Below are 16851 nucleotides of genomic sequence, written 5' to 3' on the forward strand. Positions count from 1 at the left end.
GCGTGTCCTCACGCGGCAACCGAGTCGTGGGCGGGCCCGCACCTGCCCTAGTCTTGAGGGGATATGGCACATCTTCTTGGGGCCGAGTCCCTGCATCTTGAATACCCCACCAAAGTCGTTTTTGACTCCGTCTCCTTGGGCGTGAACGAGGGCGACCGCATTGGCATTGTGGGCCGCAACGGCGACGGCAAGTCCTCGCTCATGGGCATGCTATCCGGCCTGCGCGAGCCCAACGGCGGCCGCGTCACCGTGCGCGGCGGCGTTACGGTCGGCGTGCTGGATCAGGGGGACACCCTGGAGGATGCGCGCACCGTCGGCGACACCGTGGTGGGCGGCCGCGAGGAGTACGAATGGGCCGGGGACCCCAAGGTCCGCGACGTGATCTCCGGGCTGCTCTCCGACCTGGACTGGGACGCGCCGGTGGCGGATCTCTCCGGTGGCCAGCGCCGCCGTGTGGCCCTGGCAGCGCTGCTGACCGGTGACTGGGACGTGCTGGCCCTGGATGAGCCCACCAACCACCTGGACGTTGAGGCCATCACCTGGCTGGCCCAGCACCTGAAGCGCCGCTGGAGCCCCGCTTCCGGCGGGCTCATGGTCGTGACCCACGATCGCTGGTTCCTTGACGAGGTCTGCACCGTCACGTGGGAGGTGCACGACCGGCTGGTGGAGTCCTTTGAGGGCGGATACGCGGCGTACATCCTTCAGCGCGTGGAGCGCGATCGTCAGGCGGCCTCCTCTGAGGCGCGGCGCCTGAACCTGGCCCGCAAGGAGCTGGCGTGGCTGCGCCGCGGGGCCCCGGCACGCACCTCCAAGCCCAAGTTCCGCATCGACGCAGCCAACGAGCTCATCGCGGACGTCCCGGAGATTCGCAACAAGGTCTCCTTGCAGTCCCTCTCCGTGGCACGCCTGGGCAAGGACGTGGTGGACCTGATTGACGCCGGCGTGAGCTACGGCGAGAAGAAGGTGCTGAACAAGGTGGAGTGGCGCCTTGCTCCGGGGGAGCGCACCGGCATCCTTGGCCCCAACGGTGCGGGCAAGTCCACTCTGTTGTCGCTTGTCTCTGGCGAGTTGCAGCCCACCACGGGCGTGGTCAAGCGCGGCAGCACCGTGAAGGTGGCCACGCTGACGCAGCGCATGGATGAGCTGGAGAAGCATATGAAGGACCCGGTGCGCGTGGTCCTGGCCGGCCTGCGCACCTCTTACACCTTTGGCGGCGGGTCCAAGTCGCAGGACCTGACGCCCGGTCAGTTGCTGGAGAAGCTTGGCTTCTCCTCTGCGCAGCTCTCCACGCCGGTCAAGGATCTCTCCGGTGGGCAGCAGCGGCGCCTGCAGCTGCTGCTCATCCTGCTGGAGCAGCCCAATGTGCTGATCCTGGATGAGCCGACCAATGATCTGGATACCGACATGCTGGCGGCCATGGAGGATCTGTTGGATTCGTGGCCAGGGACGCTGATTGTGGTCTCCCACGATCGCTACTTCCTTGAGCGCGTCACGGATCAGCAGTACGCGGTCCTGGGTGGGCGGCTGCGCCACCTGCCCGGCGGCGTGGATGAGTATTTGAAGCGCCGCGCGGCTGGCGAGGGAAGCGTCGTGGGTGCGGGTGACTCCCGCCCGACGTCGGCCGGTGGCGGTTCTGGGGCACGCGCCGGTGCCAGCGCGGCTGGCGAGGGGCCAAGCGAGGCGGAGCTGCGCGAGGCCCGCAAGGACATGCAGCGCATCACCCGGCGCCTCAAGAAGGCGGAGCAAGAGGTGAGCAAGGCCGATGCTCGCTTGGCAGCGGCCGCGGATGCCATGGATTTTGAGACCGTGCGTCAGCAGGACGAGCTGCGCCGCGAGCTCCTGGCTGAGGTGGACGCTCTTGAGGAAGAGTGGATGAACGTGGCGGAACTCACGGAGGGCTGACCGCCGTGAGTGGGACCCGTCTTAGCGGGGTTTTTGTGCGCTAAGACGGGCTTTTGGAGGAAACTTCAGAAAGTTCAAGATATATCTCCGTGCCCAGAGTTGACGGAGATAGATATTTGACTACCCTTGGGTATGACGCTGTATTAGTTGCCTTGGGGGCAACGAGCCAGTGTCGAGTGCGCGGGGGGTAGCACACCAACTCTGGGGCCCTATGGCTTCTTGGAGTCAGCCCTTGCCGCGCAGGGGCAGATACAAGAGCTTTATTGGGGGAACACAGAATGAGCACTTTTGTTGATGGGGTGAAGTTTGCAAAAATTCACTCCGCTGAAAGTCACCAGCAGTTTGAAGAACGCTACTTCTCTGCGCTGAGCAATGCGAATATCTCCGCCATTGCATCGTATGTTTTTGAGCCGGCCGCCACCCAGGCCCCGGCAGCCGTTCACACCGTCGTCACAGCACGGCCCGCGGTCCATGCGCCGGTCGTTGAGACGCTGACCGTTGAGACTCTGACGGTTGAGACGCTGACCGTGCCGGCCCCCGCCGCCGCCGCCGAGGCTCCTGAAGCCACGGGAATCCAGGCCGCCGGCCACTGGGCCCAGCGCATCGCCAAGCGCGGCCTGGACATCACGTTGTCCGGTCTTGGCCTGTTGATCCTGGCTCCGCTGCTGCTCCTGGTCGCGCTGATTGTGCGTCTTGATACGCCCGGCGCCCCTGTCTACACACAGCGCCGAGTTGGCCTGCGCGGTCAGCAGTTCACCATGTTCAAGTTCCGTAGCATGCGCCAGGATGCGGATCAGATTCGCGCCGCGCTGCTGGAGCAGAACGAGGCCGCTGGCCCGCTGTTCAAGCTCACGCATGATCCGCGGATCACCCGGGTGGGCCGGTGGCTTCGCGTCACGTCCATCGATGAGCTGCCCCAGCTGTTGAACGTCTTCCTTGGTCAGATGTCGCTGGTGGGCCCCCGCCCTGCACTGCCAGAGGAGGTCGCCAGTTACGACAGCAACGCGCTGGGCCGCCTGGAGGTCAAGCCCGGCTTGACCGGTCTGTGGCAGGTCAGCGGACGCAGCGACCTGGACTGGGATCAGTCACTCGCCCTTGATCTGCACTACGTCCAGCGCTGGACCGTCGCCGGTGATATCGCCTTGCTTGGCCGCACCGTCGGCGCCGTGGCGACTCGTCGAGGCGCGTACTGATGCGCGGGCTTTTGCAAGGAGCAGGCGGTCGGGAACGCCAAGGCACCGTGGGCTACGCCGCCGGCGCCTTTGACCTCTTCCATGTGGGCCACCTGAACATCCTGAAGCACAGTGCGGATCGCTGCGACCACCTGGTCGCCGGCGTGGTCTCTGACGCGGTGCTCCTGGAAACCAAGGGCATTGTTCCGGTCATTCCGGAGGAGGAGAGAGTGCAGATCGTGGCCGCCATGGGTTGCGTTGACGCCGTCTACGTGGAACGCCAAGTGGACCGCCTGCTCACCTGGGATGACGTTCGTTTTGACGTGTTCTTCAAGGGCGATGACTGGCGTGGCACGCCAAAGGGTCTCGACTTGGAGCGCCGTCTTGGCCAGCAGGGAGTGCGCGTGGAGTACTTCCCGTACACCGCCTCAACCTCCTCCACCAGGCTCCGGTCGGCACTTGACCTGATCGAATCCTCCGCCCGGGTACCCCTCGGCACCAGCGCTTAAGCAGCGGCTGCGGGCGCTAGCCCGGAACCGCACAGCACCTCTGCACACCGACTCGACCGCACCTCTTGAACGTTGAAGAGGCAAGGCGAGCAGAAAGACCCACACAGATGACCACGACCGCTCAGGACCGCACCACAGCCATCGGACCGATGCTTCAGTCCGTGCGCCGTCACGCTCGGCTTGCGCTGATCGTGGCGCTGGTGGTGTTTGTGGTGACGGCCGTGGCCGGGGTCTGCTGAGGGTTTGGTTGAGTCCGGGGTTTATGCCGCCAGAGCGACGGCGCTTCTCATTATGGTCTCGAACTCGACCGGTGTCAGCTTCCCCAACCGGCGCTGGCGGCGTTTGCGGTGATATTTCCCCTCGATCCATGACACGATCGCGAGCCGAAGTTCTTCCCTGGTGGCCCAAGCCTTCCGGTCGAGCACGTTCTTCTGTAACAGGCTGAAGAACGATTCCATCGCCGCGTTATCCCCGCACGCACCCACGCGCCCCATCGAGCCCCGCAGCTGGTACCGTTTCAAGGCCTTCTGAAACTTCCGGCTTCGGAATTGACTCCCTCTATCGCTATGCACGATCACGCCCTCCGGGTAACCGCGCTGCACCACCGCGTTTTCGAGCGCTCTCACCGCCAGCGAGGCCTTCATCCGGCGGTCAATGGCGTATCCCACGATTCGGTTCGAGCAGACGTCCTTGATCGCGCACAAGTACAGCTTCCCCTCACCCGTCCAATGCTCGGTGATGTCAGTGAGCCATTTCTCATCCAACTCGCCGGCGGTGAAGTCTTTCTGCACGAGATCATCACCCACCGGCTCGCCAGCCTGCGGGTAGCGGCGCTTACGCTTCACGATCACTGACTGAATGCCAGCGCTCTTGCACAGCCGCCAGACCCGCCGCTCACTGATCTGATAACCGAGATCGTGGAGATCATCAGCGAGCACCCGGTACCCGCCCTCGGGGTCCTCCTCATGCAGTTCACGCAGCACCTCGATCAGGTGTGCTTCCTCGATCTCGCGCGCAGATTTCGGGGACCGCAACCACTGGTAGTAGGCCTGCTCACTGAACCCCAGCACCCGGCACGCCACCGCGACCGGCACCCTCACCTGGGCGCCGGCCGCAGCCATCTCACGGACGAGCGGGTAAATCATTTTGGGGGCGTGATATGCGCCTGCGATAAATACGCTGCTGCACGGCGGAGGACCTCGTTCTCCATTTCAAGCTCACGGATTCGTTTCACCGCCTGCGCCATCTCTCGCCGCTCCACGGGATCGGTCGACGGGGTCATCCCATGCGACTGGAACCTCGAGTCGCGCACCCACGCTTGGAGCGCGGACTTCGAGACGCCAAGATCCTTACAGACTGTCTTCTGCGGGATGCCCGACTCGACCAGCGCGACAGCGTCACGCTTGAACTCATCACTGAACACATTCTTCGGCATGGCTGCCATCCTTCCAGCACAGCCTCTCAGCTATGCAATCTTGGACTCAACCAAACCTTCAGCAGACCCCCGTGATGGCCTACCCGGTCAAGTCCAAGGCCACGGCAACCGTGCAGTTGTACCCCATTGCGGGTGGCCTCTCCACGACCACCAACGTCCCCGTGAACGTGTCAACCGAGGCGCGCGCGGGTAGCTCCGATGTGGTGCTGAACAAGGCCTCTGAGCGTCTGGGCGGGTCCCCGAGCGCGGGGGAGCTGTCTCGTCAGCTGGAGGTGGCCGCGCCGGATGGCAGCCAGAACCTCATGTTTACCGTCCAGGGGGCCTCCGGGACCAAGTCCGCCGAGCGTGCTAACGCCGTGGCGCAGGCGTACCTGGATCACACCAAGGAACGCGCCGAGGGCATCGTGAAGGCCGGCTCGGACCGCCTGAGTGCGCTCATTGCCAAGTCCAAGTCCAATCCCGAGCTGGCCAAGAACGTGGCCCAGCTGGAGTTGGCACTGGCGGAGCAGCAGCAGGTCAACGTGGATCCGGGGCAGCTGGTTGACCCGGCACAGGCCTCGGCCCGTTCCTGGATGCCCACCGTGGTCGTGGCGGTCTTCGCTGGCCTCTTCTTGGGCCTCATGGCCGGTTTTGCCATGGTTCTGCTCCGGGACCGCATGGCCAAGAACGCGATCGACGCCGGGCGTCTCGCGGCCGTGAGCGGTCACGAAGTGCTGGACTGGGACGGCGACATGGAGGGAGTCCGCCGCCTCATGGACCGGCTCGCGCGCACCCGCCCAGGTGTCCCCGCTGTGATCATTACCGGTTCCCCGCTGGCAGCCCAATCGCTGCTGCAGAGCATGGCCTCCGTGGAGAATGAGCGTCAGCGCAACCCAGACGTGGCCGTCATTGACGCTGCACAGGTGATCGATACCGGACAGGCCACCGCGCAACTGCTAGAGGCAGTGGAGACCACCTCGGTGCTGCGCCAGGTGTCCCCGGAGTTGGGCATGTCCCGCTTTGTCCGCCTCGCGGATGTGGCGGTGCCGGTCTTGGTGGCAGATGCACAGACCCCCGTGGCCGAGTTCCTTGAGGCCGTGGACCAAGTCATCGACACGCGCTACGGCGTAGAGATTGTCTTCGCTGAGAAGCCACGTTCCTCTGGGCGCCGTCGCAGCAACGTCGTCGCCGCCTCTGGTGCCGCCCCTGCCGCAATCGCTCCCACCCCCGCTGCTCCCACTGAACCCGCACCCATCCGGCCGCTGCCCACCCCCGAACAGGACCCCCGCGGCCTGGCCGCCTCCGTGCCCGCTGCAGAGCCCGTTGGCCCCGCAGTGCGCGTCGCGAACCCCACAACGGGGGCTTCGGATCGTGAGGCGGAGGCCGAGTCAGCGCGGGCTCGCGCGGCCCGTCACGCGGCCCCGCAGCAGGGAGCCGCGGCCCCCAAGCGTCGCACCCTGCGAGGCGCTGGCCGGCCAGCCCCGCAGCTGACCCCAGCCCAGGCCGCCGAGGAAGCGCGCATGCAGGCGCTCGGGTTCGGCGAGGCGGAGCAGGCTGAGAACACCGTGATCGTGCAGCGGCAGTCGGATAGCGCGCCGGAAGGCACGCCCACGCCGTCGGCCGCCGCCGAACAAACCGGCCGCCCTAGGGGAAGCAACCGTGGCAAGCGCCAGGGCTGGAAGGGGGCCACCTCGCGATGAAGATTCTTCTTGTGACCTCGCCCGGCGGGCACCTGGCCCATCTTTTGGCCCTGCGCAGCTGGTGGCAGGGGCATGACCGGCTCTGGGTCACCGCCCAACAGCCGGACACGGAGCTGGCGCTGGCGGGGGAGCGCGTGGTGTGGAGCCACTGGCCCACTACACGCAACATCCCCAACGCCATCAAGAACATGGCCCTTGCGGTGCAGGTGCTGCGCGCCGAGCGACCGGACGTCATTGTGTCCGACGGCGCCGGCGTTGCGGTGCCGTTCTTCGCGATTGCGCGGGCCATGGGTATCACCACCGCTTACGTGGAGTGCTGTGACCGGGTAGAGGTTCCCTCGCTGACTGCCAAGCTTTGCTACCCGCTCTCGGATGTGTTCTGCGTGCAATGGGAACGCCAAAAGCGTTCTTTCCCTGAAGCAAACAACATTGGGGCACTGCTATGACCGGCCAGCACCGCGATCAGTCCGGGCCCCGTCTGGTGATCAGCGTCGGCACCGACATGCACCCCTTTGACCGCCTGGTGGCCTGGTCTGAGGCGTTGGCAGAGCAGCATCCCGGCCTCAGGATCATGGTTCAGCACGGTGCAAGCCGTGCCCCCCAGGGCGGCATCGAGTCCGTGCAGGCCACAGATCGCGACACGCTGCTGCGCTGGTATGACGGCGCGGATGTGGTGATCACACAGGGCGGGCCCGGTTCCATCCTGGACGCCCGTGCGGTGGGAGTGATCCCGTTGGTGGTCCCGCGTGATCCCGAGCTTGGTGAGCACGTGGACGGTCACCAGTTGGCCTTCACCCCGCTTATGGAGAGCGAGGGGAACGCCGTCGTGGTTCGCGACCTCGACACGTTGCAGGAGCTGGTGGCTCAGCGCCTTGCCCACCCCGAGGTGGCCAGAAGCGAGCCCCGCGAGGCTCACCCGGAGCCGGCAACGGACGCCCTGGCCCAACTCGTTGACCGGGCGCGTTCCACGCCCCGCCGCCGCGGCATGCTGCTGCGCCGCACCACATCTCTCCTGGCGCCCTCACAACGCACCACTCACCCCGCAACTGGAGGCAACGCATGAACGGCGCAACCCGCACCCTCGTTGGCGCGCTCAGCCTGGGCCTCGCTCTGACGCTCTCGGCGTGCCAGTCCGGATCCACTGACCCCGCCGCTGCGGGGAATGGCTCCGACAGCGCCTCGTCCACGGCAGGCGCCAGCGCGTCCGACGGTTCGGCTGCGCCGAGCGGCTCCGAGTCCGGGGCGGCGTCCGGTTCTTCCACTCCCGGGGCCTCTGAATCCGGCTCCGCAGCGCCGTCCGCCGGTGCCTCCGGCGAGGTGGACGCCCCCGAGGTCAAGGCCACGGGAGACGCGGCCAAGACCGTACCCAAAACACTTCCGCCGACCTACCGCAAGGCGCACGCAGAAGAGAGCAAGGCCATCACGTCCTTCCTCGATGGCGCGGCAACCAGCGGCGAGCCGAGCAAGAAGAGCCAAGGCGACCAGAAGCGGGCCGCCAAGGAAGCCGAATCAGAGTTTGACGACAACGCAGCAGGAACCGCGTTGAAGGAGCTGCAAAGCGAATACGTCAACAATGCCGTCAACGGACGCACCGTCACGGGGAAGCCAGTCATCAAGGGCACTCCGCGCACCGTTGATCTGAAGGACGGAAAGAGTCGGATTTTTGTCTGCCTGGACAGCTCGGCCGTAGAGGTCAAGGTGGGTAAGGCAGTAGAGAATCCAGCGTCCGCTCCGGGCACCCGCACTGCTGTGCATGTCTACGACATGCTCAAAAAGGGCGACCGGTACGTGGTGGAGCGTCACTCCTTCACCAACGATCCGAGCTGCTAAGGCCCGGATATTTTGAGCCCGGGCACTGCCCGCCGGCTCACCAGATGCCTCTCTCGTCTTGGAAGAGCGCGTCACAGAAGTAGGCATCACTCAAGCAACAGATCTGGGGTTGGGGGATCTTCCCCATGACTGAAAGGCAGCACCCGATGGAAACTAGAAGCCAGACACCGCGCCGAAGGCGCCGTGCACAGGCATGGCTGGCCGCGTTGGCCGTGCCCACACTCGCCGTGGTGGGGTTGGTGCTTCCGTCGGGAGTAGCTCCCGCGCAAGCCGCGGATGCGCCCAAGGCCGTGAACTACGACGGGTCCACCTCGGCCCTCGCAGCGGCCTCCTGCTGGGACATCAAGCAGACCACCAGGACCACCAAGGATGGGCTGTACTGGCTCCTCACCAAGAAGATGGACGCCCCGGAGCAGTTCTACTGCGACATGAACACCGACGGCGGCGGCTGGGTCCTCATCGGCCGTGGCCGTGAAGGCTGGACGTATGACTACACGGGTCAGGGGACCCCGGCGGACGTGCGCTCCAACATCGACAACCCGGCTGGTTTTGCTCCCAAGCAGCTCTCCGGCGATGTGGTGCAGGCACTGCTCGGCGGCCAGGCACCCCAGGACATGGAAGACGGCTACCGCGTGCGCCGCGCCACGGACACCAGCGGTAGCCGCTGGCAGTCCCTGCGTTTTAAGGTCGGCAACTCTGCCGACTTCACGTGGGCGTTTGCCAGCCAGATGCCCGTGAGCAACGCGTCGATCGACGGCTCGCAGATTTCGGGCGGTACCGGTGCGCAGTTTGGTAGCACCGGTTTCTGGAGCGGCAGCCAGAGCGCCGTGAACACCCAGGAGCAGCCCGGCATCAACTGGAGCTGGGGCTGGGCCTACAACAGCACCTCCGGTGGGCGGGACTGGCAGGGCAACACCTCTGACTTCATCGTCTCCGGTAGTCACTCCACCAAGGGCGCCGCCAAGGTGATCCCCATGTCCCAGGTCTACGTTCGCCCGCGCCTGACGCAGGCCTCGCAGAATGCGGCCGCCATCGCGGACTCCGGCACGGCCGAGAAGCGCAAGCGCGCCGTGGCCCAGTCCAACTCTCAGCCCGCCGTGTGGGGCGTCACCGGACGCGCCACCGACGCGCGCAGCGCCAATGGCGGTGCCTCCGAGAACTACACCGAGGTGCAGGCCTTCGCTGAGCAGGGCCAGAACATGTATGTGGGCGGCAACTTCAAGTACGCCGAGCGCAACGCCAACGGCAAGGGCCGCGTAGAGCAGAGCTACCTGGCCGCTTTCAACGTGGACAGCCGCGAACTCGTCACCGATTTCCGTCCCACGTTTAACGGTCAGATCAAGGCCCTTGCGGCCCTGCCGGGTAACCGCATTGCCGTGGGTGGCGAATTCACGCAGGTGAACGGCCAGGACGCACAGAAGCTGGTGGTCCTTGATGCGACCACCGGTCAGATTGATGCCAACTGGAAGCTCAAGGTCACCTCGGGTCTCTCCAGCTTCCGCGTGCGCACCCTCTCGGTGGAGGGCGATCAGCTCTACATCGGTGGCGCGTTCACCCACCTCACCGTGGACAACACCTCGGTGTACAGCCGCGGTGCTGGCCGTGTCTCCGTGACTGACGGCATGCCGGATAAGTCCTGGACCACCGAGATCCTGGGCGAGGTGTACTCCCTCAAGCGTGCCCCGGGCTCCAACTATGTCTTCGCGGGCGGCTTCTTCTCCGGGGATCAGCGCCCCGGCTCCGGACGCGCTGTGGCCCTGGCCAAGCTGGAGGCCGGCGCCGGCGCCAAGGTCTTGGATTGGACCTGGAAGCCCTCCTACGGAGGACTCAACAACCGCAACGTGTGGGCATGGGACGCGGAGGAAAACCGCGATCAGGTGTGGACCGCTTCCAACGAGCACATCCTGCGTAGCTACGACGCCAACTCCCTGGCTCAGACTTCCTCCAACCTGACGTTGTCCGGCGGTGACTTCCAGGATCTGCAGGTTGCTGGCGAGAACGTCTACGGCGCGTGCCACTGTGATCAGTGGAACTACTCGGGTGCTAATGACTACCCGACCCCGACGAACTACTCCAACGCCGACGCAATTGACCTGGTTGGTGCGTGGGATCAGAGCTCCAAGAAGCTGGTCCAGGAGTTCCAGCCCAAGTTCCGCGGAACGTACACGCAGGGCGTGTGGGGCATGTTCTCCGATAGCAAGGGCAAGCTGTGGGTTGGTGGAGACCTGCGCCAATCGCGCGGAGCCTCCGGCATGCAGTTCTCCGGTGGTTTTGCCACCTTCGCCCCTCGGGACACCGAGCCGCCCGCCACGCCGGCCAACCTGGCCAACAACCGTGCCGACGGCAAGGACACCCTGACCTGGGACGCGGCGGCGGGAGCCACCAGCTACCAAGTGCTGCGCAACGATCGCCCCATCGCGACCGTGCCGGCTGCCACGCGCACGCTGGAGCTGCCCGCCACCAGCGAGGCACGCTACTTTGTGCGCGCCACGGATGCAGAGGGCAACCTCTCCGCCTCCACCCCGGTGTTGGCCACGGCCAAGATTGACGGCGTTGACCCGGTAGACCCGGTCGATCCTGTGGACCCCGTTGACCCGGTGGATCCCGTTGTTCCTGAGAAGGAATGGGTTCCCACCGAGCCGATTAACACTCGCGGCCTGGTGCAGCGATACATGATGGGTTCGGGTCAGTCGTACTCGGTCCGCAGCGGAATTGGTCGCGACTTCCAGAAGGGTGACCAGGTCACTGGCTCCGGCTGGAGCTCGGGTCGCACTCCCATTGGTTGGGGCACCCTGGGTCTGAGCACCCGCCTCTCCACCGCGAACCAGAAGCAGTTCCAGATGCAGACCACCATCACCGTGACGGATCCGAGCAAGCTGAAGTTTGTGCGGGCCACCACGTGGGGCGGCGACGGCTACGCCGTCTGGGTCAACGGTCAGCTGGCCAAGCGCATCAACTACCCCACGGTGGGGACAGCGGAGTGGGCAACCAAGCTGCTGTCGCCGACCTTCACGCGGGATTACCGCGAGGAGTTCCAGTTGAACCCGGCCGCGTTCAAGCAGGGCAAGAACACCATCTCGGTGCAGGTGCTGCCGCAGAGCAGCTCCGCCAGGCGGGTGTCCTTCGATATGGAGATCACCGGCTTCGCCAAGCTGTTCTAGTCTCCCCGGTTGGCTGCCTCCACCAGAGGTAGCCCACCCCTCCGCGCGGGATCATCGGCATCTAGTTGCCGGTGGTCCCGCGCACCACTTACACCGCGGGTCGCCGCCCACCAGGTACGCGGCCCGCGGTGCTAGCGAAAGGCACGCATGACCTCCGGCCCCTCCGGCACCCCCTCCGGATTCGAATCCCCCCGGCCCGAATCCCCCCGGCCCGAATCGCCCCGGCGCGAATCCTCCCAGACTCACGCGGAGCGACCGGCGTCCGGTCGTCCCGCATCCGGTCAGCCGGGATCCGGCCGACCGCGCTTTGGCGAGGTCCTGGCTCAGCTGGGCGCTGCCCAGAAGCCGGGCGATGGCGTTCCGGCGTACATGCGCTGGCCCAACCGCCGGGTGGCCCGTCTGGCCGCGGCGGCCGCCGTGTCGGTGGGGCTGAGCCCCAACGCTGTCACGTGGCTCTCCGTCCTCGTGTCCGCGTCCGGACTGGCTGTGCTGCTCGCGGCCCCGATCACGTGGGGAACCGGAATCATCGTGGCCGTTCTCTTGGCTGCGGGCTTTGCCCTGGATTCGGCCGATGGGCAGGTCGCCAGGGTCACCGGAAAGGGCTCGCCGGCGGGGGAGTGGCTGGATCACGTGGTGGACTCCGTCCGCACGCCAGCCATCCACCTGGCCATCGCGGTGGCACTTGCCATCCACCACGGCGTCGAACAACCTTGGCTGTTGGTCCCGCTGCTCTTCTGCCTGGTCTCTACCGGCACGTTCATGAGCCAGATTCTTGCCGAGCAGCTGCGCCGCGGCCTTCCGGCCCCCGCCGCAGCGGCTGCGCCTGCACAGGAGGCGCCGCAAGGCGGTTCCCGCTCCCTCCTGCGCTCCTTGGTCCTGCTCCCGGTGGACTTTGGCACGCTGTGCTGGTCGCTAGTGTTGTGGGGTAGCCCCGTAGCGTTCATGGCGCTGTACGGGGGCTTGTTTGTCATTAACGCGGGGTACTTTGTGCTCTCCGCCGCGCGCAAGGCGCGCGGCCTGCGCGTCACCACAGGAGGTACGGCGTGAGAACCCCCGGCATGCAGCACGCCGCCCAGGCCGCTGCCCCGAACCCTGTCCCGAACCCTGTCCCGAACCCTGTCCCGAACTCTGCCCAGACGCCGGCTCCGATCACCCCGGTGAGCGTTGTTATTGCCACGCTGGGGGAGCGCAAGGAGCTGCTGCGGCAGGCCATTGACTCCATCCTGGGCCAGAAGGACGCCGCGGGTCAGCCGTGGCCCGTTGAGCTGTTGGTCATCATTGACCGCAGGGCCCAGGCGCCCGGCACGGGCGCGGCCCCCGCCACATCCGGCGCCGCCGAGCGCGCCGAGCTGCCCACCTTCGAGGACGTGGTGGTGCCAGAGGGAAGTTCGCTCCGGGTCATGCCCAACGCCCGTACCCGCGGGCTGGCCGGCGGGCGCAATACCGGCATTGTGGCCGCGAGCCACCCGCTCATGGGTTTCTGCGACGACGACGATTCGTGGCTGCCTGGCAAGCTGGCCGCCCAGGTGGCGCTGGCCCACGCCCACCCCGATTCGGTCGGTTTTGGCGGGACCGTGGTGGTGCGCACGGAGGGCAAGGACATCGTCAAGGCCACCCCGGAGCGCGTGCGCTTTGCGGAGCTGTTGCGCTCGCGTGTGCACGAACTCCATCCCTCGGCCATGCTGTACCGGCGCCAGGCGCTGTTGGGTTCGGTGGGGCTCGTGGATGAGGAGCTTCCGCACGGCTACGGCGAGGACTATGAACTCCTGCTGCGCATGGCGCGTGAGGCGGACATCATCAGCGCCACGGAGCCCATCATTCGGGTGCTGTGGGACCGCCCCTCCTACTTCGACGCCGGCTGGCGCAACATGGCAGAGGGGCTGAGCTATCTGCTGCGCAAGTTCCCCGAGTTTGAGCAGGATCCGGTGGGGCTGGCCCGCATCGCCGGGCAGGTGGCTTACGCCCATGCCGCCTTGGGCGAGCGCAAGGCGGCGCTGGCTTGGGCCCGCTCCGCGCTGCGCCGCGACCCCAAGCAACTGCGCGCCTGGGCCGCTCTGGTCGTCGCCGCTCGGCTGCTGCCGGCCGCAACCCTCCTGAAGATCGTCCAACGTTCGGGGCACGGCCTGTGAGCATGATGGTGGCTCCGGCGACCGCTCGACCGCTGCCCGCGTGGCCGGTCGTGGGGTTGCTGGGCGGGTTGGCGCTCTGGTGGGTGACGGGAGCTCTGATCCTGGCCCCCACCGTCGCCGCCTTCATCATGCTGGTACTCATGATTCGTCGCGGCGCACGCTGGCTGCCCGGGATGGGTCCCTGGATCTGTTTGTTCCTGTGGGTCCTCGCCGCGGGCAGCTCGCTCCTGACCTCTGCCTCGGTGTTGGGTTACGGCCTACGCCTGGCGGACGTGTTTGATGCCGCGGTCATTGGCCTCTATGTGGCCTCTGCGCGGGAGTCGCTTCCGCGCCGGACCGTGGTGGGGGCGCTGGCGGCGACCTGGCTGACCATGGTGGGGCTGGGTCTGCTTGGCCAGTTCTTCCCGGAACAGCGCCTCACCACCCCGCTGGGGCTGGTCTTGCCCAACAGCATGCAGAGCAACGAGCTGATCCGCGACCTTGCCTCGCCGCAGTTCACGGAGACCCAGCAACCGTATGGTCTGGAGAAGCCGATGCACCGCACAGCTGCCCCCTTCGCGTACGCCAATTCCTGGGGCCAGGCCTACGCCATGCTCACCCCGGTGGCGGTGGCCTGGGTTTGCATGCTGCGCTCGTGGAAGACGCGCGCGCTGTGGGTCCTCTTCTTGCTCCTCTCTTCCATTCCGGCGTTGGCGACCTCCAACCGAGGGATGCTCGTGGCTCTTGGCGTCACCGCCGCGGCGGCCACCGTGCGCATGATCCTCATGGGCAGGCTGCAGCTTGCCCTGGGCATTATCAGTGGGGCTGCGGCTGCGGGGCTGGCCTTTGTTGCCTCCGGCGGCCTGGCCTCCATCACGGAGCGCCTCACGTATTCCTCCTCCACTGGGGACCGCCTTGAGCTGTACGAGCGCACGCTTGATCGCGTGATTCAGAAGCCGTGGCTGGGGCACGGATCTCCGGAGCTTGATCCGGTAGTCGGCGTGGCCTTTGGCACCCAGGGCATGGTCTGGCTGTTGCTTTTTTGCTTTGGCATACCCTCCTTGATCTTTTTTGCGTGGTTCGTGATTGGACTTCTGGTGCGCGGGTGGCGCGTCAACGACGTGCCGGGCATCTGGATCTATTGCTCCTTCATCGGCATGCTGACGCTGTTCCCGTTCTATGCGCTCTCCGGCGTGCCGATGATCGTGTTTGTCATCATGGGCGTTGTGCTCCTGCGGGACGCGGACGCGCCCAAGCCGCGGGGTTCCAAGTACACGGGCACAGTCCTTTCCCCCGGCCCGACGCCGCGTGCTCACCCCGTCCCGGCGGGTCCGGTTGAGCGTGGTCTTGGGTCCGCAGGCTCCCAAGGGGCGTCGCTGCCCACGGCGGCAGCGCCGCCGGCGCCAGCCACCCGTGCGCCCGCGCCCTCGAAGGCTAAAACGTCGACTGCGCTGGTGACCTTTGCCTTGATCCTGACCGGCGCCGTGGTGGCCTTTGCCGCGTCACTTCTGGTCGGAAACACCGCAGGTCAGGGGGCCGCCGGACTCTTCTTCCAGGTCATCGCCTTCTTTAATATCGCGCTAGTGGCGACCACACTTGGCTCTGACACCGGACTGGTCCGCGCCGTCTCTGCTGCCGTCGCGACCGGCCGCGCGGATCAGGTGCCGGGCCTGCTGCGAACCGCCCTGGTGCCGGTGGCCGTTGCCTCCAGCCTGGTCGCGGGCGCCCTCGTGTTGTCCGCTCCGTGGCTGGATAGCCTGGCGCCGGGCATGGGTTTGGAGCGCTCCATCGTGGTGTCCGCGCTCCTGGTCCCGCCCGGGGCCATAATGACCTCCCTCTGCGGGGCGCTGCGGGGATTGGGACGCATTCGCACCTTCTCCGTGCTGCAAAACCTGGTGTTGCCGCTACTGCGCCTGGCGGGAGTTGCCATGGCGCTGGTCGCCGGGGTCTCCCTGTTGCGCTTGAGCATGGCGTGGGCGCTGCCCGTGGCGCTGGTGGCCGTCCTGGCCGCCCTCTTGGTCTGGAACGGGACGCGGATCGCCCGCCGGGAGCAGGCCCCAGCAGACGCGCAAACTCAGCCCGGCGGCGTCGGGCAGGTCATGGGGCGCGCGCCCAACGGGCCGGTCACCGAAGACATCACCACCACCCGTGGTTTCTGGGCGTTCTCCAGCGTGCGCGGGGTGTCCGCGCTGGTGGAGACCGCGTTGGAGTGGATCGACGTGATCTTCGTGGGGCTCTTTCTTGGGCCGCTCGCCGCCGGCGCGTACGGCGCGGTGAACCGCTGCGTGCGCCTGGGCAGCATGCTTGATCAGACGGCGCGGCTCGTGACCGGGCCCCTGCTCTCCGCCGCGGTGGCCCGCGGGCGCATGGCCGAGGCCCAGCTGCTCTACGCGGCCACGACCCGCATCCTGGTGGCGGCCGCGTGGCCCTTTTTCCTGCTGCTTGCGGTGTTTGCGCCGGTCTTCCTTGGCTTCTTTGGTGAGGGCTTTGCCGAGGCATCCGGCCCCATGAGCCTGATTAGCGTGGCCATGATGCTTGTGGTCTCCGCCGGCGGCGTGCAGTCCGTCCTGCTCATGGCTGGCCGCTCGCGCTGGCAACTCATCAACAAGAGCGCCGCGCTGCTGTGCGCCGTGGCGGGTTGCCTCACCCTGATTCCGCTGTGGGGCATGTGGGGAGCCGTGACCGCGTGGGCGGTTTCCGTTCTGGTGGACGCTGGGCTAGCCACCACGCAGGCCTGGGTTCGGCTGGGCTTTGTCCCACCCTTCGCTGCCCTGTTGCGTGCCGGCGCCTCATCGGTGGTGTGTGTGGGCCTGGTGGGCCTTGGGCTGCGTCTGAGCCTGGGCGCCACCCTGCCCGCCCTGCTCCTCACCGTGGTGTTGGGCGGAGGGGCCTATGCGGCCGTGGTCTGGCTGCGTCCAGGATGGTTTGGCATGCAGGCGCAGATCGATGCGGTGCGGGCGCGTCTGCGCGGCCGCGGCAAGGACCGGGTCACGGACATGGGGAGCACACCGCGCTGAGCATGGCAGAATAGTCCGGGGCCTTGCTGGAGACAGCG

At 66.6% G+C, this 16851-nt stretch carries 13 protein-coding genes; 12 read left to right on the forward strand and 1 reads right to left on the reverse strand.

Annotated features, from left to right (window positions below; genetic code table 11):
* The first annotated feature begins 63 nt into the window (after positions 1–63).
* The 4 genes from DWQ67_RS05920 (at position 64) to DWQ67_RS14210 (ending at position 3822) form a co-directional block, all read left to right on the forward strand.
* On the forward strand, positions 64–1902 hold the full coding sequence (locus DWQ67_RS05920) for an ABC-F family ATP-binding cassette domain-containing protein (RefSeq protein WP_121484673.1): 1839 nt from the start codon (positions 64–66) through the stop codon (positions 1900–1902).
* 278 nt (positions 1903–2180) lie between these two features.
* Positions 2181–3095, forward strand: a complete 915-nt coding sequence (locus DWQ67_RS05925) for a sugar transferase (protein WP_121484674.1) — start codon at positions 2181–2183, stop codon at positions 3093–3095.
* Positions 3095–3583, forward strand: coding sequence for an adenylyltransferase/cytidyltransferase family protein (locus DWQ67_RS05930; RefSeq protein WP_121484675.1), 489 nt, complete (start codon positions 3095–3097; stop codon positions 3581–3583). Before DWQ67_RS05925 ends, DWQ67_RS05930 begins: the two co-directional genes overlap by 1 nt.
* A 107-nt stretch (positions 3584–3690) precedes the next feature.
* Positions 3691–3822: a hypothetical protein gene (locus DWQ67_RS14210; RefSeq protein ID WP_267899646.1), complete on the forward strand. Its 132-nt coding sequence runs from the start codon at positions 3691–3693 to the stop codon at positions 3820–3822.
* 21 nt (positions 3823–3843) lie between these two features.
* On the opposite strand, the gene DWQ67_RS05935 is transcribed toward DWQ67_RS14210, so the two are convergent.
* Positions 3844–5018, reverse strand: a protein-coding gene (locus tag DWQ67_RS05935; protein WP_121484676.1) for an IS3 family transposase whose coding sequence is annotated in 2 segments (ribosomal slippage) — positions 3844–4739 and positions 4739–5018 — 1176 coding nt in all. Because the reading frame shifts where the segments join, the coding sequence is not laid out codon by codon here.
* A gap of 32 nt (positions 5019–5050) precedes the next feature.
* Here DWQ67_RS05935 and DWQ67_RS05940 point away from each other — a divergent pair.
* From DWQ67_RS05940 to DWQ67_RS05975, 8 genes are all read left to right on the forward strand, one after another.
* Positions 5051–6697: a YveK family protein gene (locus tag DWQ67_RS05940; protein WP_147433633.1), complete on the forward strand. Its 1647-nt coding sequence runs from the start codon at positions 5051–5053 to the stop codon at positions 6695–6697.
* Positions 6694–7143 carry a glycosyltransferase family protein gene (locus DWQ67_RS05945; protein WP_121484678.1) on the forward strand — a complete coding sequence of 150 codons (450 nt, stop codon included), beginning with the start codon at positions 6694–6696 and terminating at the stop codon, positions 7141–7143. The genes DWQ67_RS05940 and DWQ67_RS05945 overlap by 4 nt, the downstream gene beginning before the upstream one ends.
* Positions 7140–7760, forward strand: coding sequence for a glycosyltransferase (locus DWQ67_RS05950; RefSeq protein WP_121484679.1), 621 nt, complete (start codon positions 7140–7142; stop codon positions 7758–7760). Before DWQ67_RS05945 ends, DWQ67_RS05950 begins: the two co-directional genes overlap by 4 nt.
* Complete coding sequence (locus tag DWQ67_RS05955; RefSeq protein ID WP_121484680.1) at positions 7757–8527, forward strand: hypothetical protein; 771 nt, start codon at positions 7757–7759, stop codon at positions 8525–8527. The genes DWQ67_RS05950 and DWQ67_RS05955 overlap by 4 nt, the downstream gene beginning before the upstream one ends.
* A 146-nt stretch (positions 8528–8673) precedes the next feature.
* Positions 8674–11688, forward strand: coding sequence for a fibrinogen-like YCDxxxxGGGW domain-containing protein (locus DWQ67_RS05960; RefSeq protein ID WP_158595386.1), 3015 nt, complete (start codon positions 8674–8676; stop codon positions 11686–11688).
* A 147-nt stretch (positions 11689–11835) separates the two neighbouring features.
* Positions 11836–12735: a CDP-alcohol phosphatidyltransferase family protein gene (locus tag DWQ67_RS05965; RefSeq protein WP_121484682.1), complete on the forward strand. Its 900-nt coding sequence runs from the start codon at positions 11836–11838 to the stop codon at positions 12733–12735.
* 110 nt (positions 12736–12845) lie between these two features.
* Positions 12846–13817, forward strand: coding sequence for a glycosyltransferase family 2 protein (locus DWQ67_RS05970; protein ID WP_233555936.1), 972 nt, complete (start codon positions 12846–12848; stop codon positions 13815–13817).
* Positions 13814–16813, forward strand: a complete 3000-nt coding sequence (locus DWQ67_RS05975; protein WP_147433634.1) for an MATE family efflux transporter — start codon at positions 13814–13816, stop codon at positions 16811–16813. The genes DWQ67_RS05970 and DWQ67_RS05975 overlap by 4 nt, the downstream gene beginning before the upstream one ends.
* Positions 16814–16851: the final 38 nt, after the last annotated feature.

Origin of the sequence: Galactobacter caseinivorans, from assembly GCF_003640665.1 — a bacterium.
In the GTDB taxonomy this organism is placed as follows: Bacteria; Actinomycetota; Actinomycetes; order Actinomycetales; family Micrococcaceae; genus Galactobacter; species Galactobacter caseinivorans.

Excerpts from the sequence above, each read along its gene's own strand:
- DWQ67_RS14210 (WP_267899646.1), top strand. The coding sequence starts at position 3,691 with ATGACCACGACCGCTCAGGACCGCACCACAGCCATCGGACCGATGCTT.
- DWQ67_RS05940 (WP_147433633.1), top strand. The coding sequence starts at position 5,051 with ATGCAATCTTGGACTCAACCAAACCTTCAGCAGACCCCCGTGATGGCC.
- DWQ67_RS05920 (WP_121484673.1), top strand. The coding sequence starts at position 64 with ATGGCACATCTTCTTGGGGCCGAGTCCCTGCATCTTGAATACCCCACC.
- DWQ67_RS05955 (WP_121484680.1), top strand. The coding sequence starts at position 7,757 with ATGAACGGCGCAACCCGCACCCTCGTTGGCGCGCTCAGCCTGGGCCTC.
- DWQ67_RS05965 (WP_121484682.1), top strand. The coding sequence starts at position 11,836 with ATGACCTCCGGCCCCTCCGGCACCCCCTCCGGATTCGAATCCCCCCGG.
- DWQ67_RS05945 (WP_121484678.1), top strand. The coding sequence starts at position 6,694 with ATGAAGATTCTTCTTGTGACCTCGCCCGGCGGGCACCTGGCCCATCTT.
- DWQ67_RS05950 (WP_121484679.1), top strand. The coding sequence starts at position 7,140 with ATGACCGGCCAGCACCGCGATCAGTCCGGGCCCCGTCTGGTGATCAGC.
- DWQ67_RS05925 (WP_121484674.1), top strand. The coding sequence starts at position 2,181 with ATGAGCACTTTTGTTGATGGGGTGAAGTTTGCAAAAATTCACTCCGCT.
- DWQ67_RS05960 (WP_158595386.1), top strand. The coding sequence starts at position 8,674 with ATGGAAACTAGAAGCCAGACACCGCGCCGAAGGCGCCGTGCACAGGCA.
- DWQ67_RS05930 (WP_121484675.1), top strand. The coding sequence starts at position 3,095 with ATGCGCGGGCTTTTGCAAGGAGCAGGCGGTCGGGAACGCCAAGGCACC.